This window comes from Lactobacillus panisapium (genome assembly GCF_019469265.1).
Lineage (GTDB): Bacteria > Bacillota > Bacilli > Lactobacillales > Lactobacillaceae > Lactobacillus > Lactobacillus panisapium.
Genome location: NZ_CP048268.1, coordinates 1102930 through 1127292 on the forward strand (window position 1 = coordinate 1102930; position 24363 = coordinate 1127292).

General features: G+C 36.6%; 25 protein-coding genes. 7 read left to right on the top strand and 18 right to left on the bottom strand.

All coding sequences use genetic code 11. The features are described 5' to 3' along the window. The 4 genes from GYM71_RS05190 to GYM71_RS05205 all read right to left on the bottom strand — a co-directional run bounded on the left by GYM71_RS05190 (nucleotide 1) and on the right by GYM71_RS05205 (nucleotide 3492). Nucleotides 1–363: a GntR family transcriptional regulator gene (locus GYM71_RS05190; protein WP_103751649.1), complete on the bottom strand. Its 363-nt coding sequence runs from the start codon at nucleotides 361–363 to the stop codon at nucleotides 1–3. Between the two features lie 399 nt (nucleotides 364–762). After that, nucleotides 763–2007, bottom strand: coding sequence for a peptidase T (gene pepT, locus GYM71_RS05195; protein WP_103751650.1), 1245 nt, complete (start codon nucleotides 2005–2007; stop codon nucleotides 763–765). An 11-nt stretch (nucleotides 2008–2018) separates the two neighbouring features. Then, nucleotides 2019–2816, bottom strand: coding sequence for a Nif3-like dinuclear metal center hexameric protein (locus GYM71_RS05200; RefSeq protein WP_220219685.1), 798 nt, complete (start codon nucleotides 2814–2816; stop codon nucleotides 2019–2021). Further along, a complete protein-coding gene (locus tag GYM71_RS05205) occupies nucleotides 2809–3492 on the bottom strand; it encodes a tRNA (adenine(22)-N(1))-methyltransferase (protein WP_220219686.1) in 684 nt (227 codons plus the stop codon). The genes GYM71_RS05200 and GYM71_RS05205 overlap by 8 nt, the downstream gene beginning before the upstream one ends. A 144-nt stretch (nucleotides 3493–3636) precedes the next feature. Between GYM71_RS05205 and GYM71_RS05210 the strand changes: the two genes are divergently transcribed. Together GYM71_RS05210 and GYM71_RS05215 are read left to right on the top strand one after the other, a co-directional pair. Next, nucleotides 3637–4107, top strand: coding sequence for a hypothetical protein (locus GYM71_RS05210; RefSeq protein ID WP_220219687.1), 471 nt, complete (start codon nucleotides 3637–3639; stop codon nucleotides 4105–4107). Nucleotides 4108–4137: 30 nt separating this feature from the next. Continuing rightward, the gene (locus tag GYM71_RS05215) at nucleotides 4138–4578 is read left to right on the top strand and encodes an 8-oxo-dGTP diphosphatase (protein WP_220219688.1); all 441 of its coding nucleotides are present in this window, start codon (nucleotides 4138–4140) and stop codon (nucleotides 4576–4578) included. Between the two features lie 405 nt (nucleotides 4579–4983). On the opposite strand, the gene rpoD is transcribed toward GYM71_RS05215, so the two are convergent. From rpoD to rpsU, 10 genes are all read right to left on the bottom strand, one after another. Beyond that, nucleotides 4984–6105: an RNA polymerase sigma factor RpoD gene (gene rpoD / locus GYM71_RS05220; protein ID WP_220219689.1), complete on the bottom strand. Its 1122-nt coding sequence runs from the start codon at nucleotides 6103–6105 to the stop codon at nucleotides 4984–4986. 13 nt (nucleotides 6106–6118) lie between these two features. Continuing rightward, nucleotides 6119–7915, bottom strand: coding sequence for a DNA primase (dnaG, locus tag GYM71_RS05225; RefSeq protein ID WP_220219690.1), 1797 nt, complete (start codon nucleotides 7913–7915; stop codon nucleotides 6119–6121). 25 nt (nucleotides 7916–7940) lie between these two features. Beyond that, nucleotides 7941–10007: a glycine--tRNA ligase subunit beta gene (glyS, locus tag GYM71_RS05230; RefSeq protein WP_220219691.1), complete on the bottom strand. Its 2067-nt coding sequence runs from the start codon at nucleotides 10005–10007 to the stop codon at nucleotides 7941–7943. Continuing rightward, nucleotides 10000–10917 (bottom strand): glycine--tRNA ligase subunit alpha, encoded by a 918-nt coding sequence (gene glyQ, locus GYM71_RS05235; RefSeq protein ID WP_220219692.1) that lies wholly within the window; start codon nucleotides 10915–10917, stop codon nucleotides 10000–10002. Before glyQ ends, glyS begins: the two co-directional genes overlap by 8 nt. Before the next feature lie 250 nt (nucleotides 10918–11167). Beyond that, nucleotides 11168–11923, bottom strand: coding sequence for a DNA repair protein RecO (gene recO, locus GYM71_RS05240; protein WP_220219693.1), 756 nt, complete (start codon nucleotides 11921–11923; stop codon nucleotides 11168–11170). A gap of 1 nt (nucleotide 11924) precedes the next feature. Then, a complete protein-coding gene (gene era, locus GYM71_RS05245) occupies nucleotides 11925–12833 on the bottom strand; it encodes a GTPase Era (RefSeq protein WP_220219694.1) in 909 nt (302 codons plus the stop codon). After that, on the bottom strand, nucleotides 12833–13357 hold the full coding sequence (gene ybeY, locus GYM71_RS05250) for an rRNA maturation RNase YbeY (RefSeq protein WP_103751660.1): 525 nt from the start codon (nucleotides 13355–13357) through the stop codon (nucleotides 12833–12835). Before ybeY ends, era begins: the two co-directional genes overlap by 1 nt. Next, nucleotides 13357–14319, bottom strand: coding sequence for a PhoH family protein (locus GYM71_RS05255; RefSeq protein ID WP_220219695.1), 963 nt, complete (start codon nucleotides 14317–14319; stop codon nucleotides 13357–13359). The genes ybeY and GYM71_RS05255 overlap by 1 nt, the downstream gene beginning before the upstream one ends. Nucleotides 14320–14341: 22 nt before the next feature. Then, entirely contained in the window at nucleotides 14342–14785 is a 444-nt protein-coding gene (locus GYM71_RS05260; protein WP_220219696.1) for a GatB/YqeY domain-containing protein, read from the bottom strand. A gap of 125 nt (nucleotides 14786–14910) precedes the next feature. Next, on the bottom strand, nucleotides 14911–15087 hold the full coding sequence (gene rpsU / locus GYM71_RS05265) for a 30S ribosomal protein S21 (RefSeq protein WP_009560161.1): 177 nt from the start codon (nucleotides 15085–15087) through the stop codon (nucleotides 14911–14913). Nucleotides 15088–15276: 189 nt separating this feature from the next. On the opposite strand from rpsU, the gene GYM71_RS05270 reads away from it, so the two are divergent. The 3 genes from GYM71_RS05270 (at nucleotide 15277) to GYM71_RS05280 (ending at nucleotide 17941) form a co-directional block, all read left to right on the top strand. Continuing rightward, entirely contained in the window at nucleotides 15277–16104 is an 828-nt protein-coding gene (locus GYM71_RS05270) for a pyruvate, water dikinase regulatory protein (RefSeq protein ID WP_103751663.1), read from the top strand. A gap of 127 nt (nucleotides 16105–16231) precedes the next feature. After that, nucleotides 16232–16780 carry a peptide-methionine (S)-S-oxide reductase MsrA gene (gene msrA / locus GYM71_RS05275; protein WP_220219697.1) on the top strand — a complete coding sequence of 183 codons (549 nt, stop codon included), beginning with the start codon at nucleotides 16232–16234 and terminating at the stop codon, nucleotides 16778–16780. Nucleotides 16781–17062: 282 nt separating this feature from the next. Next, a complete protein-coding gene (locus GYM71_RS05280) occupies nucleotides 17063–17941 on the top strand; it encodes a YitT family protein (RefSeq protein ID WP_103751665.1) in 879 nt (292 codons plus the stop codon). Between the two features lie 50 nt (nucleotides 17942–17991). Here the strand turns inward: GYM71_RS05280 and msrB are convergent, their stop codons facing one another. Further along, a complete protein-coding gene (gene msrB / locus GYM71_RS05285; RefSeq protein WP_103751666.1) occupies nucleotides 17992–18423 on the bottom strand; it encodes a peptide-methionine (R)-S-oxide reductase MsrB in 432 nt (143 codons plus the stop codon). A gap of 146 nt (nucleotides 18424–18569) precedes the next feature. Between msrB and GYM71_RS05290 the strand changes: the two genes are divergently transcribed. Together GYM71_RS05290 and tpx are read left to right on the top strand one after the other, a co-directional pair. Continuing rightward, nucleotides 18570–19760 (top strand): aminotransferase class I/II-fold pyridoxal phosphate-dependent enzyme, encoded by a 1191-nt coding sequence (locus GYM71_RS05290; protein WP_220219698.1) that lies wholly within the window; start codon nucleotides 18570–18572, stop codon nucleotides 19758–19760. Between the two features lie 91 nt (nucleotides 19761–19851). After that, nucleotides 19852–20349, top strand: a complete 498-nt coding sequence (tpx, locus tag GYM71_RS05295) for a thiol peroxidase (protein WP_103751668.1) — start codon at nucleotides 19852–19854, stop codon at nucleotides 20347–20349. 44 nt (nucleotides 20350–20393) lie between these two features. On the opposite strand, the gene GYM71_RS05300 is transcribed toward tpx, so the two are convergent. From GYM71_RS05300 to hisS, 3 genes are all read right to left on the bottom strand, one after another. Further along, nucleotides 20394–20894 carry an NUDIX hydrolase gene (locus tag GYM71_RS05300; protein ID WP_220219699.1) on the bottom strand — a complete coding sequence of 167 codons (501 nt, stop codon included), beginning with the start codon at nucleotides 20892–20894 and terminating at the stop codon, nucleotides 20394–20396. 76 nt (nucleotides 20895–20970) lie between these two features. Beyond that, on the bottom strand, nucleotides 20971–22818 hold the full coding sequence (gene aspS / locus GYM71_RS05305) for an aspartate--tRNA ligase (RefSeq protein ID WP_220219700.1): 1848 nt from the start codon (nucleotides 22816–22818) through the stop codon (nucleotides 20971–20973). 5 nt (nucleotides 22819–22823) lie between these two features. Further along, nucleotides 22824–24110 carry a histidine--tRNA ligase gene (hisS, locus tag GYM71_RS05310; RefSeq protein ID WP_220219701.1) on the bottom strand — a complete coding sequence of 429 codons (1287 nt, stop codon included), beginning with the start codon at nucleotides 24108–24110 and terminating at the stop codon, nucleotides 22824–22826. Nucleotides 24111–24363: the final 253 nt, after the last annotated feature.

Below are 24363 nucleotides of genomic sequence, written 5' to 3' on the forward strand. Positions count from 1 at the left end.
TTATTGCTCCTTTTTTAAATATTCGGTTAAAAAAGTACTAATTTGATCATCAGAAACGCCTAAAGCATGCATGCTTTGAACAAATTTATCTAGTTCTTCATTAATTAAATCCTGCTTGGTCTTATCAAGCAAATTGGTATCTTCCGTAACGAAGTTTCCTTCACCACGTTTCGTATATAAAATACCTTCTACATTCATTTGTTGCAGTGCCCGTTGAACTGTGTTGACGTTTACAGTTAGTTGGACAGCTAATTCTCTTACAGAAGGTATTTTTTCTCCTGATTTTAATTTTCCCGTAACGATTTGCCGATAAAGGTACTGCTTAATTTGCAAATAAATGGGAATGTTATCCTTGAATTCCACAAGTCCACCATCCTTTTAAGCTGTATTACATTTCTAATACACCGTAATATTATCGCAGTTTCGCTTATTGTGCAATCTTTTTTATTTTATTATGATAAATATTTCATTGTTACTATTCTGACCTCTTTACTACCAATTGTTTTAGCAGGAAGAAGTTAGACTGCAAGCAAATTTTTAGACATTTTTAACTGTTCCACGACTTATCACTTTTAGTCCTGAGAAAGAAAAAAAGCCCATAAAACCATCTATAGCAATGATTTTATGAGCTATTTTTTTACTTTATACTAGATGTGCATAATTTTTCAATTATAGTAGAAATACGCTTTTCTTTAGTATAACAAGCTTTTTAATGTTTAAGCTGATTTTTAACAAAGCAACTTTAACGTCATTTTTGTTTCACTACTTATTGTTTGTAGCATTCATTTCAGCCATTTTTACCATAACGTCCACTGCTTGATACATTGATTCAAGTACAGTGTATTCAAAACGACCATGCATGTTTTCTTGTCCTGAGAATAAGTTTGGACAAGGAAGACCCATGTATGTCAATTGGCAGCCATCTGTACCACCTCTAATTGGATCTTCGTCAATTTGGTTCAAACCTACAGCACGATATGCATCACGCGCCAAGTTAACAACATCCATGTGTTTTTCTAATTCGTCAGCCATGTTGTAGTATTGATCTCTCATGGTCAGCTTGATGCGCTCTTTACCAAATTTTTCATTCATCTCATTTACGATTTTTTTGACTAAGTTCTTGCGCTTTTCAAGTCCATCACGTTCAAAGTCACGAATAATATACTCTAAGTGAGCATTGTCAACCGTTCCTTGGAAGTCGGTTAGATGATAGAAACCTTGTCTTTTATCTGTCTTTTCTGGTACTTCGTCACTAGGCAATTGATTTTGAAAATCAATTGCAACTTGAATTGCGCTAATCATTTGGTTTTTAGCAACTGATGGGTGAACATTCACTCCTTGAATATCAAGCGTAAATGTGGCAGCTGAAAATGTTCCCCAATCTAATTTACCAGGTGCGGCACCATCAAGCGTATAACCAAAATCAGCACCAAATTCTTTGACGTCAAAATGAGGTGCACCGGTTCCAATTTCTTCATCTGGTGTAAAGGCTAACCGAATTTTACCGTGCTTAATTTCAGGATGGTTAAGCAAGTATTCAGCCAGAGTAACAACTTCAGCTACCCCACATTTATCGTCTCCACCAAGCAACGTGTCACCCGAAGTTGTGATTAAGGTTTTGCCTTGGTATTTTTTTAGGTTTGGAAAAACTGCTGGATCCAAGTAAAATTCAGAATCCCCTAGTTGAATTTTTGACTTACCATCATAGTTTTCATGGATTTGAGGTTTAACGTTTTCAGCATTAAAATCAGCTGTATCACAGTGTGCCAAAAAGCCCATAACTGGGACATCATAATCAACATTTGCTGGAATTTCAGCAATAACACAACCGGAGTCCTGGTTGTAATGAACATCTGATAAACCTAATTCTTCGAGGTCCTTTTGCACAACTTCCTTTTGGAACTTTTCCTCGCGTTCAGTTGAGGGAAAACGATCTGAGTGTTCATCAGAGCGTGAATTCACTTTGACATACTTTAAAAATCGCGGTAATAAATTTGGGTATTCCATAAAATCTCCTTTTAAAACAAATCCTGAAATGGGTTAGTGGACACGACAGATTTCTTAATCTTAATTTGCCACTGATTAACCTCATTCCATTTAATTAACTTTTCATACATTTTATCTTTAAATAATTTTTCTGTATAGTGCCCAGGGTCAACAACCGTCAATCCGGAAGAAATAATATCATGGCCAGTATGGTAATAAACATCACCAGTAATAAAGGCATCGATATTCTCTTCTACCGCACGGTGCCAGTACTTGCCACCATCACCACAAATAAAACTGACACTAGAAATTTTTTGTTCATTATTAGCACAAATCAAGCGAGCCATTTTAATTTTCATCTTATCTTTGACATAGTAAGCAAAATCATAAGCACTCATTGGTTCAGGCAGATTACCCTTTCGGCCAATCGCAATGCCATCATCATCAAGACAGAATGGTTTGACATTTTGTAAACCCAATTCTTCAGCCTGCCAGTCGCTTGAACCATTCTCAGCTTTATCAGAATTAGTGTGAATGGAATAAACAGTTATGTTATTGGCGATTATTTTGGCATACATTTCATTTTGGGGATTAGCATAATTTAAGTTGGGTGCGGGACGAAACATTAAGGGATGATGACTGATAATCAAGTCAACTTTGTTGGCAATCGCTTCGTCAACTACTTGCGGGCGCACATCCAATGTAGTCATGACGCAATTAACTTCTTGATTTAATGAACCGATCTGAATTCCTACAGGATCACCTTTACTGGCAATTTCCTCAGGAAAATATTGCTGTAAAACTGCCACGATATCTGCAACTTTAGTCATTTAATACTCCTTCAATCATCTTTATTTCATGTTCAACTTGCTTGATATGGACTAAATCTTTATTTTTAGCCTTATTAAGGTTAGTTAATAAGGACTGGTGATACTTTAGTTGTCCGAGCCATTTTTGCTTAAAAATATCATTTTTTTCCCGTAATAGGAATGGTCCAAAATACAATTCTGCCGTAGACAAATTACTCTTTATTTGCGACTTAACCGCCTTAATTAACTCGTAAGTATGTCCGGCTTCTGACACAATTTGTTCAGCTTTGATTTCATATGAATGTTCAGTCAACCATTTACGTACGCCACATTCGCCAACATTTGGTTCAAGTACCAATGTCTTAAACTGCAACTTATTCTGCCAAGCATCATCTAAGATTTGTGTGATTAATTTTCCACCCATACCGGCAATAATCACCGTATCAATTAGATCACGCTCAGAGACCGTTGATAATCCTGCACCTAAGCGAATATCTATTTGATCTGCTAGACCTGCTTCTTGAACATCTTTTTTAGCGTTATCCAGCGGTCCCTTTGCTATATCACTGGCAATTGCATAGGATATTTTGCCGCTATTAATGAGTTCAATTGGTAAATAAGCATGATCAGTTCCAATATCAGCAATTCGAACGCCTTCATCCACCATTGCTGCCAAACTATTTAATCGTAAATTCACTTTTCTTCCTACTTTCTTTGTATAAAAATTTTAGCATAATCTTTTCTGACTTTGGGTAAAATAACCAGAAACCTCTGTATTTTTGGGGTATAAAAGTTTTATAATTAAAATATCGTACTTAGAAGAGTGAGAGGATATTTTCAGATGAATAAAACTGACCCCGATGTTTTAGATTCACAACTGAAAGCAAATGAAAATAGTGAAAAGAAAACTGTTTGCGGAAGTTCCGAGACTGCAAATAGCGACTCAACTAATTCTGCTGGATTAATTCATGTTGCAAGCGTTGATAATGCTTCGTATAAAAATGTCAATGATCCAGCTGCATTAAGTAAAGCTCTTAAGCAGGTCACTGAAGCCTTCCTTGCTGATTCTGAAAATGAGTCGACGTCAGTGAATGTTAAAACTGCTAAACAAATTACCAATCCCGATTTATTTAAAACTGATTATCGCTGTGTCAGCAACTTTGATGAATTATCCAGAAGTTGGGAGAATACTGCTCAGCCTGATGCTAGCAGCCTAGCAGATAAACCCAAAATTGAAATTAACATCACTAAGCAAGAATTTAACATTAAGCTAAACGGAAGAGCATTTCCGTTCCATCCCTTTAATAAATAAGATTGTAGGACAAATTTGAAAGGAAAATTAATGGATAGAACCGAGCCGGTCACTTTGACTAATATGTGCATGATTGTAAAAGATAAGAAGATTTTGGTTTTAAATCGAAATGATCCTAACTGGCCCGGATTAACTTTTCCTGGTGGGCATGTTGAGGATCACGAATCGTTCTATGACTCCGTTGTGCGGGAAGTCAAAGAAGAGACAAATTTGACAATTGAAAATCCACGACTTTGTGGTTTAAAACAGTTTTATGATGACAACGACCATCGTTATATTGTCTTTTTTTATACTGCAACCAAGTTTAAAGGACAAGTAAAAGCATCAGACGAAGGTGATTTAACCTGGATGACAAAACAGGAGTTACTTAATACGCAGTTAGCCTATAATTTTGATCGCGATTTACTTGTTTATTTTGATGATAAAATCGATGAACATCTTTTAGATGGAGCACGTGATCAACTCTTTTAAAGTTATGCCCCAACCTCGCAAGGCAACTATTTTTCTTTGATACTAATAAAAAACACTAGTTGGTATTTACTAGTGTTTTTTTGTGATTAGCATTAGATTAAAAGCCATAGTATCATTCATGGTTATCTGTGCGACAAACAGGCTATTTTGTAAAAATGACCAACTACATTTTTAGCAAAGTGTCTGTCATGAGTAGCAATAGTCTTTAATGGCCAGTTAAATACTCCTATATTATGAACTGGTGAAATTAATTCTAATTCCACATTTTTTATACAGTCCCTCCCCTTATTTTTAGTTGATAAAATTTTTTATTTAAATCAAGGAGAATCAAATATTCTGGTAAACAAAAAGTGATATTTCCTTGTTAAGAGAAAATATCACTTTAACACATTAAATTAATCAGTCTTAGTCCAAGAAGTCGCGTAATTGGTTAGAACGACTTGGATGACGTAATTTCCGCAAAGCTTTTGCTTCAATCTGCCTAATTCGTTCCCTGGTTACACCAAATACTTTACCAACTTCTTCTAAAGTTCTAGTCCGACCATCATCAAGGCCAAAACGTAATCGTAAAACATTTTCTTCACGATCAGTCAAAGTGTCCAAGACCTCTTCAAGTTGTTCTTTCAGCATTTCATACGAAGCATGCTGCTCAGGACTAGTGGCATCTTTATCCTTGATGAAATCACCTAAATGAGAATCGTCTTCTTCACCAATAGGAGTTTCAAGAGAAACGGGTTCTTGGGCAATCTTTAGGATGTCACGCACTTTACTCGTCGGCATATCCATTTCTGCACCAATTTCTTCAGGAGTTGGTTCACGTCCTAAGTCTTGAAGTAATTGTCTTTGAATTCTAATCAGTTTATTGATGGTTTCAACCATATGAACAGGAATTCTGATAGTTCTAGCTTGATCAGCAATCGCACGAGTAATTGCCTGCCTAATCCACCAAGTAGCATAGGTTGAAAATTTGAACCCAAGGCTATAATCAAACTTATCGACGGCCTTCATCAACCCCATGTTACCTTCTTGAATTAAGTCAAGAAACGACATTCCACGACCAACATAGCGCTTAGCGATTGAAACAACTAACCGAAGGTTAGCTTCAGCTAATTCTTGTTTTGCCTCTTCATCGCCTTTTTCAATTCTTTTGGCCAAAGCAATTTCTTGATCGGCATTTAAAAGCGGAACACGACCGATTTCCTTTAAATACATCCGAACCGGATCATTCATTCTAACACTAGATGGTGCAGACATATCCTTCAGTTCAGCTTTTTCAACATCCTTTTGCTTTTTCAGAGCTAGTTTAGATGGTTCACCTTTATCGTCTACAATGCTAATGCCGTTGTCTTCGAATTCTTGAACTAATTGATCCACTGCTTTGCCCTGCAGTTTATAGGGCTTAACTAGACGATCAACAAACTCATTTTCTGTAATTGATTTTTCCTTTTTTACAGCTTTAACAACATCTCTAACGACTTTATCTAAAGATGGTTGTTCATTTTTGCTAGTGCTTTTCTTTTCTACCACTGTAAGCCCCCCTTTAACCCTGGATTCTTTTTAATTGTAAAATCTTTTGTGTGATTGTAATAATTTCATCAGAGTCCATTTTGCGCTTGGCATCCTGAAGATTATTCATCAAATCATGCAGCTGATCATTTACTTGCCGCATTTGCAGTGCATGAATTTGTTCACTAAGTTCACGATCAGAAAAATCCTGGGGCATGTCTGTCATTTCAGCATTTACTATTATACCTTGAAGTTGACTAGGAATAAAATTTAAAAAACTATTCACTGTCGGTTTTTCTTGGGTTTCACTAAAATTTAACCATAATTCCGCTAATTTTTGGTAATTTTGATCTGGAAATAAAAACTTATTTTCCAGTAAGTAATCACGAGCGTGTTCTGAATGAATAAATAAATATAAAAGTCTCGTTTGTACCGGATCATTAGCCGGTGAAGTATCAGCTGCTATTTCAGGTGGCGCATCCTGTTCAGCGCTTATCATACTTTGATTACCTTTATGTTGCTGAGCGGCATTAAACTGCCGGCGATATTTAACCAAATTTACTTTTAAAGAATCAAGCGAGACTCGTTGCTGCCGTGCAATTTTTTCTAAATAGAGGTCTTGTTCAACTGGATTAGATAATTGTGCAATCTCTCGAACCGCTTCGTCTAAATATAATAATTTTTCGCGATCGTTACTCAAATTATATTTTTTAGCCAGCCGCTTTAAGTAAAAATCGGTTGGCGTTAAAGCGCCTTTAATTTCGTCACGATATTTTTCTACACCGTATTTTTTGACATACTCATCTGGATCCAACTTTTCGGGAAGAACGACGACCCCGAGATTAAAACCACCTGCTTTTTCAAATAGCTTAGTAGCACGTTCTTCAGCATGAACTCCAGGATCATCACCATCGTAATTGATGATAATGTTTTTGGTAATACGCTTAAGCATGTAAACCTGCTGCTCGGTTAGGCTTGTCCCCATAGAAGCAATCCCTGATTTAACACCAGCTTGATAGGCAGCAATTACATCCATGTATCCTTCGTATAATACTAAATGTCCTTCAGTTCTTGCTGCTTTTTTGGCTTCAGCAAAATGAAAAAGTACGTTTGATTTTTCAAAAACCTTTGTTTCCGGACTATTCATGTACTTGGCTTCGGTTTTATCATTAGATAGCCTTCTACCAGAAAAACCAACTGCATAGTCGCCCTCATTTGTTAAGGTAAACATTAAGCGGTCACGAAAACGGTCGAATAGTTCCCCACTTTGTGCCTGAACAAATAAGCCACTCGCAATTAAATCCTGATCTTGGTAATCATGTCCTCGAAGGTAAGTTAAGAGCAGATTATTTTGCTTTGGTGCATACCCAATCCGAAAATGATCTATAATTTCTTCAGTCAGTCCACGTTGATGGGCATAATCTAGTCCCCGTTTACCTGCATTGGTTGACAACAAAACGCGATGATAAAAATCCGCTGCTTCCTCATTTATTTTAATTAAAATGTTGGAATATTTTGGTGTTTTGTTGGTAAACTCACCAACATCAATATGAGCAATCTCAGCTACCTTTTGAACACTTTCAGGAAAAGTCAGGTTTTCCTTTTCCATTAAAAAGGTAAAAACATTGCCACCTTTGCCACAACCAAAGCACTTAAAAAATTGCTTTCCCTCATTAACGGTAAAAGAAGGCGTTTTTTCTTCATGAAAAGGGCATAGACCGACATAATCTTTCCCTTTCTTTTCAAGAGAAACATACTGGCTAATCACATTAACGATATTAACATTATCGCGAACTTTGGCAATGGTTTCCTCAGGTATTAAGCCAGCCATTTTTTCACCCGCTTTTTTAATCTATTTATTTAATTACTAATTTACTCAAATCACCCAAGTTATCGGCTAATTCAGCAACTGCACTTAATTGGTTTAACCGGTTATTTTTAATTTCTTCGTTTTTATCTAAAATCATATTAGTCTCGAAGTAGCGGTCAATAACTGGTTGTAATTTAACAAAACCGTCATACAAATCAGTTAAGTTAGAAATATCTTTTAGTGCATTAACGCCAGCATATAATTCTTGCTCGCTCTCATTAGCAAATAAATCGGGATTAACTGCATTTTTACCCTTGTATTTGGCTTTTTTCAGAATATTCTTAATTCTGATTAGACTTTCAACCACTGGTTTAAATTTATCATCATCATGGTGTAGTTGCAAAACATTAGCAGCTGCTAAGATCTGAATTGGATCTTGTTGGCTGGAAGCAAGAACTGCATCAATAATGTCGTACTTAAAGTTATTTCTCTGCAAATATTGCTTAATTCGATCACGGATAAAGTCTGCAATTTCTTCGTCTTGTTCAGCTGTTTTTGGTAATTTAGCTGGGGTCTTACCATCAAGAGCACTAACAATTTCAGGTAAAACTTCTTTAAACGGCAGAGACCATTTTTGCTTCAACAAAATTCTTACGATACCGTAGGCATAACGACGAAGAGCATATGGATCATTTGAAGAACTTGGAATCATGCCAACGGCAAAAAAGGTGATGATGGTATCAAGCTTATCTGCAACTGACAATAAGGAGCCAACTGTAGTTTCAGGTAATTCACCTTCGGAAGTTGTCGGCATGTAATGTTCCTTGATTGCAACGGCAACATCATCTTTTTCACCAGCAAGTTTAGCGTAATGCATCCCCATAATTCCCTGAAGTTCAGCAAATTCACCAACCATTTGGGTTACTAAGTCAAATTTATACAGTTCACTTGCCCGATCAAAATCCTTAATCGTTTGTTCGTCTAACTTCCAACGTTTAGCAAGCAAATCACCAATGATCCGAACCCGGACAGTTTTTTCTGCCATTGAGCCAATCTTATCATGGAAAGAAACATTCTTTAATTTATTTACAAAATGACTCAACGGGTATTTGCGGTCTTCATCATAAAAGAATTGGGCATCATCTAAACGAGCAACCAACACTTTTTCATTACCAGAAACAACATTTTCTAAGTAGTCTTTATTACCATTTCTGACAGAAATAAAGTGGTTGATTAAATGATTGTCTTGATCATACACTTCAAAATAGCGCTGATTATCTTTCATTGAAGTAATTAAGACTTCTTGTGGCATTTCTAAATATTTTTTGTCAAATGAACCGGCAAAAACAGTTGGATATTCAACTAGATTTGTAACCTCTTCTAACAGATTTTGGTCCATTTTGATTTGCCAATTATTTTCTTTAACCAGCTGATTCATTTGATCAACAATCATTTCTTTACGTTTTTTTGCATCAACGATTACAAATTGATCTTTCAAAGCATCCTCATAATCAGCAGTGTTTGCAAGCACCACCGAGTCACCCAAGAAGCGGTGCCCCTCTGTTTTACGACCAGCTGTAATATCTAAAATTTTGACAGGAATAACATCGCTACCAAATAAGGAAACTAACCAGTGAATTGGACGAACAAATTCAAAGTCGTGTGAATCCCACCGCATTTTAGTCGGGAAGGTCATTGCTTTGATAATGTCGCTCATGCCTAAAAGGATATCAGCTGCTTTTTTACCTTCTTTTTGAACGTGAACGTATGCATACTCGGTTCCCTTAAGTTCTTCGAAGTAGATATCGTCAGTTGACATTCCTTGGCCACGCGCAAAACCTTCAGCCGCTTTCGTCCAATTTTTATCTTTATCCAAGGCAATCTTTTTGGCTGGCCCTTTTTTTATCTCATCGATATCATCTTGCTTTTCAGCTAATTCTTCAACTAAGATTGTGAGTCGACGAGGAGTAGAAAAAGTTTTAACGTTTTTGAATTTTAAACCATTTTCTTTTAAGAATTTTTCGGTTCTTTCGGCAAGTTGCTTAACGCTACGCGAAACAACGTGCGCAGGCATTTCCTCAGTACCGATTTCAAATAAATAATCTTTAGTCATCTTCAAGCCCCGCATTCTTATCTTCTGCATTCTTTAACAAAGGAAAGCCTCTCTTTTCACGCTCTTCTACAAAGCAGGTAGCTATTTCATGTGCCATACTTCTAATTCTTGCCAAATAACCAGCACGTTCAGTAACAGAAACTGCTCCACGTGCATCAAGTAAGTTAAAGGTGTGTGAACATTTCAAGATGTAGTCGTAAGCTGGTTGAACTAGGTTTAACCCAATTAGTTCTTTAGCAGTTCTTTCGTAGACATCAAAGAATTTCAATAAATCTTCTTGATTAGATTCTTCAAAGGCATATTTTGAATTTTCATACTCGGCTTCTTTAAAGATATCACGATAGTAAACTCCGTTACCCCATTCCAAGTCAAAAACAGAGTTAACGTCTTGAATATAGGAAGCTAATCGTTCAACACCATAAGTGATTTCACTCATCGTTGGTTTTACGTCAAGTTCACCGACCGTTTGGAAATAAGTAAATTGGCTTACTTCCATTCCGTCTAGCCAAACTTCCCAACCGACACCGGCACAACCCATTGATGGATTCTCCCAGTTATCCTCGACAAACCTGATATCGTGTTCAAGCGGATTAATGCCTAAAACTTTTAAGCTATCAAGATAATATTGCTGAATATCGGTTGGAGCAGGTTTAATGACCACTTGAAATTGGTGGTGTTGGAAAAGCCGATTGGGATTATCTCCGTAACGGCCATCAGCTGGGCGTCTTGAAGGCTCAACGTAACAAGCAGCCCAAGGTTCTGGTCCCACAGCTCGTAAGAATGTATACGGGCTCATCGTTCCTGCCCCTTTTTCAACATCGTATGATGGCATAACCATACAGCCCTTTGAAGACCAAAATTCTTCAAGTTTAAAAATCATATTTTGAATTGTCAGTTTTTTCTTTGCCATTTCTGTTCCTCCCTGCATTAGGCCATAAAAAAAGCCTATGCAAAACTTGCATAGGGACGATTAAATCGCGGTTCCACCCTAATTCAGGAAAATTAATAATTATTCCCTGCTCTTAATTAGATTGACTAGAGGTGCCTTTTCCCAGATGTCCTTGCACCGTCCGACACTCGCTTTACTGGTACTTTCTCTGATCCTCATCTTTATCAAAACACACTAATATTTTACCATAATAACAATTTAACCTAAAGCTTTACATGGATAAATTCAACTCATCGAGGAATTTTTTCGTTTTTAAATTAAGGTCAATCGTTTCTTGGTAAATGCGATCGATTGCTTTACGGGTAGCTTTCTTGGTAGCAGAATTAATTTTTACTGTTCCCAAACGCTCAAAAGGTAAAAGAGCAATTGTACGCAAAACGGCAGTTTCTTTCGGTAATAAATGAAGACGGGCAGAATCTACGTAAAAGTGCTGACTGCATAAGATGCCACCCTGTTTAATTGAATAATCGAATTCACCTTGCTCCTTGCCGCAAATTACACAGTGCCGCAGTTCTGGTGCTACTCCATAAGCAGCTAATAGCTGCATTTGTACCATTTGAGTGATCATTTCAGGGTCTGTTCCAGCATCAATTTTTTGAAGAGCATAAAAAAGCAAATCGTAATATTTACCAATGTTTTGGTATTCAATAAAAGCGTGGTCGGCTAAATCTAAAATAAATGAAGCATAAGCATTTTTGGTTAAATCATTAAAAATGCCATCAAATTGCTTAACATTCTTATACGTCCGTAAGTTACTTAATCCTTGACCAGAAGAATAGATGACGTAAGTACCAAATGAAAAATTAAGCAGACTTGCCCCTAATTTTGATTTTGGCCTCAACGCTCCGCGAGCAATCATCGTAATAATGCCATTTTTTTGCGTCACGATTTTAGCTAGTAAATCAGCTTCATGAAATTTTTGTCGTTTAAAAATAATTCCTTGAACTTCTTTCAGTTCGCGCGCCATTTTAAGTTAAATCCTTGGTGTTATACCCAATTTGTTTCAAAAATCTTGGATCAGAGCGCCAGTTACGTTGAACTTTTACCCAAAGATGTAAGTTTACCTTTTCACCGAGTAAGTCTTCAATTTGCTTACGTGAATTAATACCAATCTTCTTAAGCATACTGCCATTTTTACCAATAATAATTCCTTTTTGGCCGTTTTTTTCGACGTAAATAGTTGCTTCAATTTGGAGTTTATTATTTTCATGCTTATTCATCTGTTCAACCCAAACAGCCGCAGCATGAGGTACTTCTTCAGCAGTAAGCTGCAAGATTTGCTCTCGGATCAACTCTGCCACCATAAAGTATTCTGGGCGATCAGTAATTTGATCAGGATCATAATACGCAGGACCTTCTGGCAAATAGTCATAAAGAACTTTATTTAAATCCGTAATACCAATACCTTGCGTAGCAGAAATCGGCAGGTATTCCTTGAAAATTCCTAATTGACGATAGTCATCAATGATCGGCAATAATTCATTAGGGTTAACCTGATCGACCTTGTTAATCACTAAAAATACGGGTACCGTAACCTTTTTCAATAATTCGATAATGTACTGGTCACCCTTACCCATTTTTTCAGGTTCAACCATAAATAAAATCAAATCGACCTCATTTAAACTATAGACACTGGCTTTATCCATGTAATCATCTAACTCAACATGAGGCTTAAAAATTCCAGGCGTATCGACAAAAACAACTTGCATATCGTTGGTAGTATATATGCCGGATATTTTATTTCGCGTAGTTTGCGGCTTATTAGAAGTAATTGCTACTTTTTGTCCAACTAAAAAATTCATTAGAGTCGATTTACCAACATTGGGACGACCAAGTAACGCAACAAAACCAGATTTATTTTTCTTTTCTTCAGACATTATTTTCCTCTGCCTTTATCTAATTGATCAGGATAAAGCGGTAAACCATAGTCTTCCAAAACTTTACCTTGAATCCCAAACATTTCTTTAGCCTCTTTTGGATCAATATGATCGTAGCCGTTTAAATGTAAAAAGCCATGGACTAGTGTGTAGCCAAATTCACGTTCCCAACCAGTACCATATTCTTCACTATGACGCTTTATGACACTTGGACACATAAATAAATCGCCAATATCCTCTTGAAAAGTTGGATCAGCTGCAAAGGCAGCAAAATCAAGCATGTCATCGCCATCTTCAATTGCAAAAGAAATGACATCCGTTGGCCGATCTTTTTCACGATACTCGGCATTAATTTTTTGACTATGTTCTTCGTCAACGAAATTAATGCTCATTTCCAAATTATTTTTCTTGCCAATTTCATTTTTAGCAAGTAAAAGCAGTTTAGCAATCCAATCTTGCCAATTTTGGTCGTTATTTTCTAAAAAACCGACTTCATCATTGTAAGTGATTTCGATTGGTGTCATTAATTTCGTTCATCTTCCTTTTCATAAGCATTGATAATTTTGGCTACTACCGGGTGACGAACAACATCATTAGCGGAAAACTGAATAAATTTAATCTGTTCAATTCCCTTCAAAATGTGTTGCGCGTCAATTAATCCGCTACGTTGACGTCCAGGTAAATCTACCTGGGTCATATCACCATTAACTATCATTTTGGAATTAAAGCCTAACCGAGTTAGAAACATTTTCATCTGCGCATCGGTGGTGTTTTGTGCTTCGTCTAGAATTACAAAAGCATCATCCAGAGTCCGTCCTCGCATATAGGCTAAGGGGGCAACTTCAATTACTCCGCGCTCCATCAAATGATCAGTTGTGTTTGTTCCCAATATGGAATATAGAGAATCATAGATTGGTCGCAAATACGGATCAACTTTTTCTTTTAAATCGCCAGGCAAAAATCCCAGTGACTCGCCAGCTTCGACAGCAGGCCTAGTAAGAACTATCCTAGAAACCTCACCTTTTTTAAAAGCTGCTATTGCACAAACAACAGCCAAAAATGTTTTACCAGTACCAGCAGGTCCGATACCAAATACAACATCATTTTTGGCGATTGCTTCAACGTACTTCTTTTGTCCCATATTTTTGACTCTAATCGGTTTGCCTTTAGCATCACGAATTAAAATCTTTTTATACAGGTCAGGAAAATACTCTGTTGTTCCTTTGTCAGCCATTTTCATCGCACTGACGACATCGGGAGCTCCGATATTAATATTGGCACTGACAACATTATCAAGTGCCTTTAAAACAGCCAATACTTTCTTAGTATTAGCATCTTGATTAGCACCTTCAATAATAATTTCATTGCCAGTATCCGTAACATTAACATCATAGCCTTCGGCTAAAAGAGTTAGGTTGCTATCATTAACCCCAACAAGCTTTTGAATGTTTTCTGGATTTTTTGGAATAAAAGTGGTTTGAACCAAATATCCATGCTCCTTTTCTTAATTAACCAAGCTGGCTGCGTACTGCGTCAGAAGCTGCTTTACCGTCGGCTCTACCCTTGATTTTTGGCATCACTGCTTTCATTACTTTACCAAAATCTGCTTTTCCAGTAGCACCAATTTCTTTAATTGTTGAAGTAACTATTTCGCTTAATTCATCATCGGAAAGCTGCTTTGGCAAGTAACTCTCAACAACAGCCAGTTCTTTTTTAGTTTCATCAGCTAAGTCATCACGATTAGCTTTGGCAAATTCGGCAATTGATTCTTCACGCTGCTTTTTTTCGCGGTTAAGAACGGTTAGTTCCTCATCGGAATTCAATTCATGTCCTACTTTAATCTTTTCATTCATTAAAGCAGACTTAATCATTCGCACAGTGTTAAGCTTCACTTTATCACGTGCCTTCATTGCTTCTTTCATATCAGACATTATTTGTTCAGATAAACTCAAAGTAACTCCCTCTTTCTAATTAAAACCTAGATAAATTATACCAAATTCCTGAACTAGATTGGCAAAAAAATAACTAATGTTAAAAAAGACACCTACCACAATTGATAGGTGTCTTTTCAAATCCATTAATAATGTCTACGCTTCCGAGCTGCTTCTGATTTCAGCTTTCTGCGGACACTAGGTTTTTCATAGAATTCGCGCTTACGATATTCTTGCAAAGTACCACTTCTTGAAACGGAACGTTTAAAACGACGAAGAGCATCATCAATAGACTCGTTTTCGTGAACGACTGTCTTGGCCATATGTGATCCCTCCTTCCATTTCTTGACGTAACCGTCATGCATTTATATAAATTATATCAAACCATATTAATCGGTCAATACATACGTACAATATTTTTCAAAAAAATTTGTGCGTCGGACTATTTTTTATTTCAAATCTGTTAATGAGGGTGCTTAAATTGTATAATTAGAGAAAAAAAGGAGCTAATAATGGTTGAAGAAACACCAAAAAAAGAAGTTAACATAGTAATTATTTCGGATTCGGCTGGTGATACTGCTTTTAACAATGCTGTTGCTGCAGCTGCACAGTTTCCCGATGCACAAATTAATTATCGGCGTTACCCATTTATCATTAATAAAGAAAAATTAGAGGAAACTTTCCAAGAGGTAGAAAATTACCCTAATTTAATTATTATCTACAGTTTGGCTAAGGATGAAATGCAAATTCCAGTAATACGGTTCGTGCGTGAGCATCATATTGAGAGCGTTGACGTTCTCTCCCCTGCAATGGAAGCAATTCAAAAAACTACCGGTATGCGGCCGCAAATGAAAATTGGTGCCCAGCATAAAATGAACCAAAAATATTTTGACCGTATTTCGGCGATGGAATTTGCAGTAATGTACGATGATGGCAAAGATCCAAAAGGCTTTCTTGAAGCTGATGTGGTCTTACTAGGAGTCTCACGAACCTCTAAAACCCCATTATCATTGTTTTTAGCTAACAAGAACTTAAAAGTCGCAAACTTGCCTCTAGTTCCCGACACGCATATTCCAAAGGAAATATATAAAGTTGATCCTAAGAAAATAATTGGTTTAACTAATGACCTGTCGGTTTTAAATGAAATTCGGCGCCAACGAATGATTTCATACGGATTAAACCCAGATACTACTTATTCGAATACCGATGCTATCAAAGCTGAGCTTGATTCTGCTAAAAAGCTATATGATAAGTTGGGATGCTATGTCATTAACGTGGCTCACCGCTCAATTGAGGAAACGGCAGCACTAATTTTAAAACACTTAGGGATTGAAGATTAGTAATTATATTATCTAGCAGATAACCTTGGAAGAGTTCGATTAATTGCAGTTATCTCAGGTCTGAATTAGACTTACTTTAAAGCACTTAATTAATATGTGTTAAATTTTACGAGAAGGTGGACAAAAGATGACAGAAATAAATTCTGATAAGTCAAATTTAGATACTGCAATTTTTGCAGGTGGATGTTTTTGGTGTATGGTTAAGCCATTTGATTCTTTACCTGGAATTAAAAAAGTGGTTTCTGGTTACACAGGTGGCACAGTAGAAAATCCAACCTATGAACAAGTAGTCAGTGGAACGACTGGACACACAGAAGCTGTTGAAATTACTTTTGATCCCCAAGTAATGCCTTATGAAAAGCTATTAGACTACTATTGGCAAGTAACGGATCCAACCGATGCTTCTGGTCAATTTCAGGATCGCGGGGCTAATTATCGTCCAGTAATTTTTTATAATTCTTCAAGTCAAAAAGCTGCTGCTGAAAAATCCAAACAAGAATTACAAAATAGCGGTAGATTTGGTGCTCCAATTGTTACAGCAATTGAGCCGGCAAAGCCTTTCTACCCTGCTGAAGATTATCATCAAGATTTTTATAAAAAGAACCCGTTAAGATATCAATTAGAAGAATCTGGCGGTCGCGAAGAATTTATCAAAAAACATTGGCAAAACAATTAATTTTATTGCCAAAACACTTGTTATTTTGTTTAGTTTAATGTTAATATTATTGTGGTTGAGATAACTCTATGTTGACAAGTTATCTTAACCATGTATTATGTTTTATTATTATCTTTTTATATTTAAAAATCTTATATAATATTGATACTTTTGTTTTGATATTGTATTGTAAACATTTTATTTGAATCCAAAGGCAATCAGTTTAACGACTGATTGCTTTTTTGGTATAATGCAGAGCTAGAAAATTTACTCACACCTATTTTGCAAAAAGGAAAAATATAAATGGATCAACTCGATAAATTTAATCGGCGTTATAGTTTGTTATCAAAGATTTCCGCCTCATTTTTTTATTCTTTAACGGTTGCCGTTGCCCTTAACTTTTTTTGGGGACCTGGGCATATGTATTCGTCTGGAATTACCGGTTTTGCTCAATTGATTAATACGTTAAGTGAGCGGTTTTTACCGGTTACGCTTTCTACTTCTGAAATGTACTTTGCCTTAAATCTTCCTATTCTATTATTGGCATGGTTTAAAATCGGGCATAAATTTACCTTCTTCACTGTGGTTACCGTTATTTTGGGCTCAATTATGATGCACGTCATTCAACCCGTTAACATGCACGTTGACCCGTTAGTTTGTGCAATATTTGGTGGCATGATTAACGGCTTAGGAACCGGCTTTGCTTTAAAAAACGGTATTTCAACTGGTGGCTTGGATATTATTGGTATTGTTATTAGAAGAAAAACTGGTGCAAGCTATGGTAAAGTCAGCATTTTAATTAACCTAGTTATTATTGCCGCTGCTGGTTTTGCTTTTGGCTGGAATCGAGCACTCTATTCGGCTTTAACCATTTTTATTAATGGGCGCGTGATTGATGCAATCTATACGCAGCACCAAAAATTGCAAGTTACTATTGTGACGGATCAACCACAAGCAATCATTGATGGTATTCAAGAAAAAATGCATCGTGGGATTACCATTTTTCATGATGTTGAAGGTGCATACAGTCACAGCGAAAAAAAGGTTTTAATAACTGTTATCGATCGTTACGATATGTATGATATTTTACAAATCGTCAAAAAGAGTGATCCATACGCTTTCATGAGTGTTACCGAAGTTGAACGCGTATATGGCAGTTTTAAAGAGCAGGAAATTGTCTAACCAAAAAGCACACCTCAAACGAGGTGTGCTTTTATTTTACATAATTTTTATTATTTAAAGATTTTTTTAAATTCGCCATAACCCTTTTCATCAAGTTGGTCATAAGGAATAAAATCTAAAGCCGACGAATTAATGCAATATCTTAATCCGCCTTGATCGGCTGGTCCGTCATTAAAAACATGTCCTAGATGAGAATCGGCATCAGGACTTTTAACTTCGGTCCTTTCCATGCCCATTGACTGATCACGATGATATACCAGTTTTTCAATTGGCTTGGTAAAACTAGGCCAGCCACAACCCGCGTCGTATTTATCCTCACTTGAAAATAGTGGCTCACCTGACACAATATCAACGTATATCCCCTTTTGGTAAAAATCATCATATTTACCTTTAAAAGGATAGTCGGTAGCAGCATGCTGCGTTACTTCATATTGATCTTTGGTTAAATCTTTTAACCTTGCGTTTTTCTTTGTTTCGTCCATATTTTCACCTTCTTTACTTAACTATACCAAAGTTTCTTTTAATAACCTCATCAAGAGCTCAATAAATTAACATTAATTTAAATATCCGCCAAGCAAATACTGGGTTATAATTGTACCTGTACAAAAATTCTAGAAAGGTTTTTTTTATGCCAACTTTAGCAAAAAGTTTATCTAAAACGATTAATCAGAAAATTAGTAAATTACCAAAATCCGAAATTCGTGCATTTAGCCAAGATATCTCGCAAATTCCAGGAATCATCAAGCTTACTGTCGGTGAACCTGATTTAAAAACCCCGGAACATATTAAGAAAGCGGCAATGGATGATATTGCCCGGGATGATTCTCATTACGCACCAGAAGCAGGAAAAGAAGAATATTTAAATGCGGTTAGCAAATATTTAAATGATAGTTTAGGTGTTTCCTACGATCCAAAAGGGGAAATCTGTGCGACTGTTGGTGTTTCAGAAGCACTAAATGTTTCAATAATGTCGATTATTAATCCGGGTGATAAAATTATTGTCCCTACTCCCGTATGGGGCGTTTATTTTGGCATTATTGAAATGGCTGGTGGAATTGCAGTTCAAGTCGATACCTCCGCTAATAATTTTATTCTTTCTCCAGAAATGTTGCGTGACACGTTGGAGAATGAGGGCAAAGGTGCCAAGGCCATCATTATGACGGATCCGTCCAATCCTACTGGTCGAGTTTATTCTAAAGAAGAACTAACAGCTTTAGCTGAAGTCATTTGTGACTATAACTTATTCGCTTTAAGTGATGAAATTTACGCAGAGTTAATATATGGCCATAAAAAGCATTATTCCTTAGCACAAATTATTCCTGAACGGACTATTTTGTTATCGGGTCTATCAAAGAACTTTGCCATGACAGGTTGGCGAATTGGCTACATTGCCGCTCCTAGCGAAATTATGAAAACAATTATTAAAGTAAATTCGTTTATGATTACTTCCGTAACCGATAATGTTCAAATTGGAGCAGCTGAAGCGTTAGAAAATGGCGAGCAAGATTATGTAGAAGCTCGGGCAATTTATGAAAGAAGATTGCATATTGTTCAAACTGGACTTGAGAAAAATGGGTTCAAAATGGCTACTCCCGAAGGTGCTTTTTATGTTTTTGCGCAAATACCAGACAAATTTGGCCAAGATGATGTTGCTTTTGCTAAAGATTTAGCTGTTAAAGCTAAAGTTGGTGTTGTTCCAGGAAGCTACTTTGGTAAAGGTGGACAAGGCTTTGTTCGTCTTTCTTATGCCTCTTCAGATGAAAATCTAAAATTAGCTGTTTCTAGGATCAGTGAATACGTCAAAGATACTTTAAAATAATTAAAGTGCGTATTGTTTGGGGTTTTAAGGCTTTCTAGTTTAAACTAGAAAGGTATTATTGTTATTTTATATCAGAAAAGGGTTAAAAAGAATGAAAATTACAATGAAAAATGAACCTTTAACAACTAATGGTCAACCACCTGTTGTCGGCGCTAATTTACCTGACTTTGAAGTTAAAAAAGCTGATGGCACAATTGTTAAAATGAGTGAGCTAATCAACCAACCTACTTTGATTAGTGTTGTGCCTAATATCAACACTAGCGTTTGCAGCATTTCTACTAAACGCTTCAATGGTGAAGTTGACAAGTATCAAAACATTAATTTCTACACTGTTTCAACAAACACGCCAGCTGAACAAAAAGATTGGTGTGCAGCCGAAGATGTTGAGAACATGGAACTTTTGTCAGATGAAAGTCATGATTTCGGTGAGAAAATGGGACTTTTTGTTGAATCTGCTGGAATTGATGCAAGAAGTATTTGGATCGTTGATGCTGACAACAAAGTTCTTTACCAAGAACTAATTCATGAAATGACTAATGAACCTAATTATGATGCAGCATTAGATTTCTTAAATAATTTAAGTAAATAATAACCAAAAAAAAGGGCGGCTAGTTTTACTAGCTGCCCTTTTTATTAAAATAGCGGTTTTTGCAGTATTTGCCAATCAGTATAAGTTTGATCCTGTAAACTAAATTCATTTGGTCTAAGTAAGTATTCTTTTGCCTTTAAAACAAGTGGCGAAGAATTTTGAATATTAATTTTAGCCAAAGGAACTTTGACTGCGCCAAGTGAATCTTGCCCAGCAAATTGCTCTACGTTTTGCTGCAGTTTTCCTGTAAAAGACGTAATCCGATAAAACACGCAAATATGTTGGTTATAATGCCACTCCTGATAATCCCACGGATACCTAAAGGAGGTGACTCCGATTTGGTCAAAATGAAGAGCCTCAAGCCCAGTTTCTTCCTTAACTTCACGAACAACGGCTTTAGCTAATTCTTCCCCATCTTCTAAGCTGCCTCCTGGTAAGTCATAGCGATTAATGTAAGGTCCGGCATTTTTTCTGATAACAACTAATTCATTTGAATTACCAATTATTCCATAACAGCCAAAGGCACGATGATATTTCTGCGACATAATTTTTCCTCAATTAAAATTACAATGTTTTCTAAAAAATAAAAAGATGAAGCTTTTTTGCTCCATCTTTTTTCATTTAATCTTCTTCCCAAGTTGAATGGGCAGCATAATCCTTAACGGCCTGCTCTTGCAAATTGGCGTCAGTTTTCGCTACACTTTCTTGGTATTGTTCCTCAACTTCAATTCCTAAATCAGCTAATTGCTGATCGGCTACTGGAGCTGGAGCATGCATCATTGGCTCGGAAGCATTGGCATTCTTTGGAAAGGCCAGTACATCTCGAATATTGTCTTTTTCAGCTAAAAGCATTGCAAACCGATCTAAGCCAATCGCCAAACCTGCATGTGGAGGGAATCCCATATCTAAAGCTTCGAGTAAGTAGCCGAATTGTTCATAGGCACGTTTCTTGGTAAATCCTAAAGCTTTGAACATTTTTTCTTGAATTGAACGTTTATGAATACGGATTGAGCCGCCACCAAGTTCATCACCATTCATAACGATATCATAACTGCGAGCATGCGCTTTATGTGGATCGGTATCAAGTAGCTTAATTCCCTCATCATCGGGCATCGTAAATGGGTGGTGAGCAGCGATCCATCTACCAATACCTTCATCGTATTCAAATAGTGGCCAATCAACTACCCAAACAAAATCAAATTCATGTTTAGGAATAATTCCAGTTTCCTTAGCAAATTCACGCCGTAAATGGTCAAGTGAGTCACAACAAACTTTCCATTTATCAGCCACAAAGACTAATAACTCGCCACCTTCGAGTTGGAACTCATTAATAAGTTGTTCTTGGTTTGTAGTAGTTAAAAAGCGTGCAACTGGACCTGAAAATTCATTATTTTCATATTTAACCCAGGCAAGACCTTTTGCATGGAAACGTTTGATATATTCTTGCTTCTTTTCAATTTGCTTGCGTGAATATGCCTTAGCACCATCCTTAACAGCAATTCCCTTTACAAAACCACCATCAGCAATTGCACCTGAGAACACTTTAAAGTCGCTATCCTTGAAAATAGGACTTAAATCATGAATAAGCATTTCAAAACGGGTATCAGGCTTATCTGTTCCGTAATTATTCATTGAATCCGTCCAAGAAATTCGTGCAATCGGCGTCTTCAAGTCAATGCCCATTACATCCTTCATAATCTTTTTAAGAAGTCCTTCAGTATAGTCTTGTACTTGCTGTTCATCAGTGAAAGATGTTTCCATATCAATTTGCGTAAATTCGGGTTGACGATCTCCACGCAAATCTTCGTCTCTGAAACATCTTGCTAATTGATAATACTTATCAAAGCCTGCTCCCATCAATAATTGTTTGAACAATTGTGGTGATTGCGGTAAAGCATAAAAACTACCAGGGTAAATACGTGAAGGTACTAGATAGTCACGAGCTCCCTCAGGTGAGGATTTACCTAAAACTGGTGTCTCAATATTAATAAAGCCGTTTTCGTCAAAATACTCATGAGTAGCTTGCAAAATTTTAGACCGCAAAATTATTGCTTTTTGCAAATTAGGCCGACGCAAATCCAGATAACGGTATTTCAGCCGAGTCTGTTCCCCAACCTCAATATTGTCTTTAATTTCAAATGGAGGGTTTTGAGACTTGTTTAAAATATTAATTTCGCTAGCGTCAACTTCAACTTCACCAGTCTTCATTTCGGGGTTAACACTTGAACGCTTAACAACCTTGCCTTTTACTTGAATAACGTATTCATTACCCAGTGAATCAGCAATTGCCATCAATTCTTTTCCTGAGTCATGGTTAATCACAACTTGGACAATGCCTTCACGATCGCGCAGATCAATAAAAACTAGGTTTCCCAAGTTACGAACACGTTGAACCCAACCATATAGGTTAACCTCTTGATCAATATATTCGGCAGTAATGTTGCCACAGTAATTCGTTCTTTTTTCCATTTTGTTTAATCCTTTAATTTCTTTATGACTTCTTTGATATTGTCGACATCGGTCAAGTTTAATTCTAATGTTTTACCATCACTTAATCTTTTAACATTCAAAATTCCGTTAGCAAGTTCCTTGGCACCTAACGTGATTACAAACTTGGCGTGCACACGGTCGGCCTTTTTAAACTGTGCCTTAAGTTTCTTTTGGTCAACATCATATTGGGCCTTAAATCCTTGATTACGTAAAGAGCGCGCTATTTCAACCGCTTTAATTTCCGTTCCTTCACCAATATTGGTAATGAAAAAGTCGATTCCTTGGTCGGCAAAAAGAGTTGGATTCTGCTTTTGTAAAACTAGCATCAAACGCTCTTCACCAATACCAAATCCTACAGCTGGAGTTGCTGGACCATCAAATTCTTCAACTAGATTATCATAGCGTCCCCCACCTAAGATTGTAGTAGCAGATTCCCATAAACTAGGATCTTCAACCATGAATTCAAAGATAATTCCTGAATAATAGTCTAACCCGCGAACCAAATCATTATCGATTGTATATGAAATGCCGAGCTGATCAAGCATTTGGGTAATTTGGTCAAAATTCTTTCTTGCATCATCATTAAGATAATCAATTATTTTAGGGGCATTTGGTAAAAATTGTTTATCTTGTTCATCTTTAGAGTCTAAAATCCGCAATGGATTCTTTTCCAAACGACGCTTAGAGTCATCCGATAATTGCTCTTTTAATGGTCTAAAGTAGTTAACTAATGCATCATGATAATCTTTTCGAACCTGAGCGTTACCCAGGGTATTAATGTGTAATTCGTAATTTTTAACCCCAAGTTCTGCCAGTAAATCATGAGCCAAAACAATTGTTTCAACATCAGCCAATGGATTTTTGGAACCAAAACTTTCAATTCCAATTTGGTGAAATTCACGTTGACGGCCCGCTTGTGGCCGTTCATAACGGAATGTTGATTCAAGATAATAAACATTGAGTGGCTTGACCATTTCGGGTGCATATAATTTATCTTCAACATATGCACGAACCACACCCGCAGTTCCTTCAGGTCTTAGAGCAATATGTCTGCCACCCTTATCATTGAAATCATACATTTCTTTTTCAACTACATCAGACGTTTCACCGCTAGAACGTGAAAATACTTCATAGTTTTCAAAACTAGGGGTTCTAATTTCACGGTAATTTGCTCTTTTGAAGAAATCACGTAAAATTTGTTCTACTTTTTCCCAAGACCCTGATTGATCAGGGAGAATATCAACTGTTCCCTTAGGTTTTTGAACTCTCATTTAATCATCCTTTTTAATAAAAAGACGCCCTTGAATAAAATCAAGGGCGCTCTGAATTAGCACGGTACCACCTTTTGCCTGCTGCGAATAACGCTCGCGATGCGGTTATTATCTGGTAAAGGGGTCACAGTTTAGCTTTTTATCCGTTCTTTCAGCAAGATGAACGTTCTCTGTTAATAAAAAGTGCTAATCTTCAGTCTTTGTCATTGATAATTTCTTTTTTTAGCTTATAGTTTTAACCTTAAAAAGTCAA

Bases quoted from the DNA above. Each gene is read 5' to 3' on its own strand.
- msrA (WP_220219697.1), top strand. From the start codon at position 16,232: ATGACAGAAATAAATTCTGATAAGTCAAATTTAGATACTGCAATTTTT.
- aspS (WP_220219700.1), bottom strand. From the start codon at position 22,818: ATGGAAAAAAGAACGAATTACTGTGGCAACATTACTGCCGAATATATT.
- GYM71_RS05215 (WP_220219688.1), top strand. From the start codon at position 4,138: ATGGATAGAACCGAGCCGGTCACTTTGACTAATATGTGCATGATTGTA.
- recO (WP_220219693.1), bottom strand. From the start codon at position 11,923: ATGGCGCGCGAACTGAAAGAAGTTCAAGGAATTATTTTTAAACGACAA.
- era (WP_220219694.1), bottom strand. From the start codon at position 12,833: ATGTCTGAAGAAAAGAAAAATAAATCTGGTTTTGTTGCGTTACTTGGT.
- pepT (WP_103751650.1), bottom strand. From the start codon at position 2,007: ATGGAATACCCAAATTTATTACCGCGATTTTTAAAGTATGTCAAAGTG.
- GYM71_RS05290 (WP_220219698.1), top strand. From the start codon at position 18,570: ATGCCAACTTTAGCAAAAAGTTTATCTAAAACGATTAATCAGAAAATT.
- rpsU (WP_009560161.1), bottom strand. From the start codon at position 15,087: ATGGCCAAGACAGTCGTTCACGAAAACGAGTCTATTGATGATGCTCTT.
- msrB (WP_103751666.1), bottom strand. From the start codon at position 18,423: ATGGACGAAACAAAGAAAAACGCAAGGTTAAAAGATTTAACCAAAGAT.
- GYM71_RS05300 (WP_220219699.1), bottom strand. From the start codon at position 20,894: ATGTCGCAGAAATATCATCGTGCCTTTGGCTGTTATGGAATAATTGGT.
- hisS (WP_220219701.1), bottom strand. From the start codon at position 24,110: ATGAGAGTTCAAAAACCTAAGGGAACAGTTGATATTCTCCCTGATCAA.
- glyQ (WP_220219692.1), bottom strand. From the start codon at position 10,917: ATGGCAAAGAAAAAACTGACAATTCAAAATATGATTTTTAAACTTGAA.
- GYM71_RS05270 (WP_103751663.1), top strand. From the start codon at position 15,277: ATGGTTGAAGAAACACCAAAAAAAGAAGTTAACATAGTAATTATTTCG.
- glyS (WP_220219691.1), bottom strand. From the start codon at position 10,007: ATGACTAAAGATTATTTATTTGAAATCGGTACTGAGGAAATGCCTGCG.
- GYM71_RS05210 (WP_220219687.1), top strand. From the start codon at position 3,637: ATGAATAAAACTGACCCCGATGTTTTAGATTCACAACTGAAAGCAAAT.
- ybeY (WP_103751660.1), bottom strand. From the start codon at position 13,357: ATGACACCAATCGAAATCACTTACAATGATGAAGTCGGTTTTTTAGAA.
- dnaG (WP_220219690.1), bottom strand. From the start codon at position 7,915: ATGGCTGGCTTAATACCTGAGGAAACCATTGCCAAAGTTCGCGATAAT.
- GYM71_RS05280 (WP_103751665.1), top strand. From the start codon at position 17,063: ATGGATCAACTCGATAAATTTAATCGGCGTTATAGTTTGTTATCAAAG.
- tpx (WP_103751668.1), top strand. From the start codon at position 19,852: ATGAAAATTACAATGAAAAATGAACCTTTAACAACTAATGGTCAACCA.
- GYM71_RS05200 (WP_220219685.1), bottom strand. From the start codon at position 2,816: ATGACTAAAGTTGCAGATATCGTGGCAGTTTTACAGCAATATTTTCCT.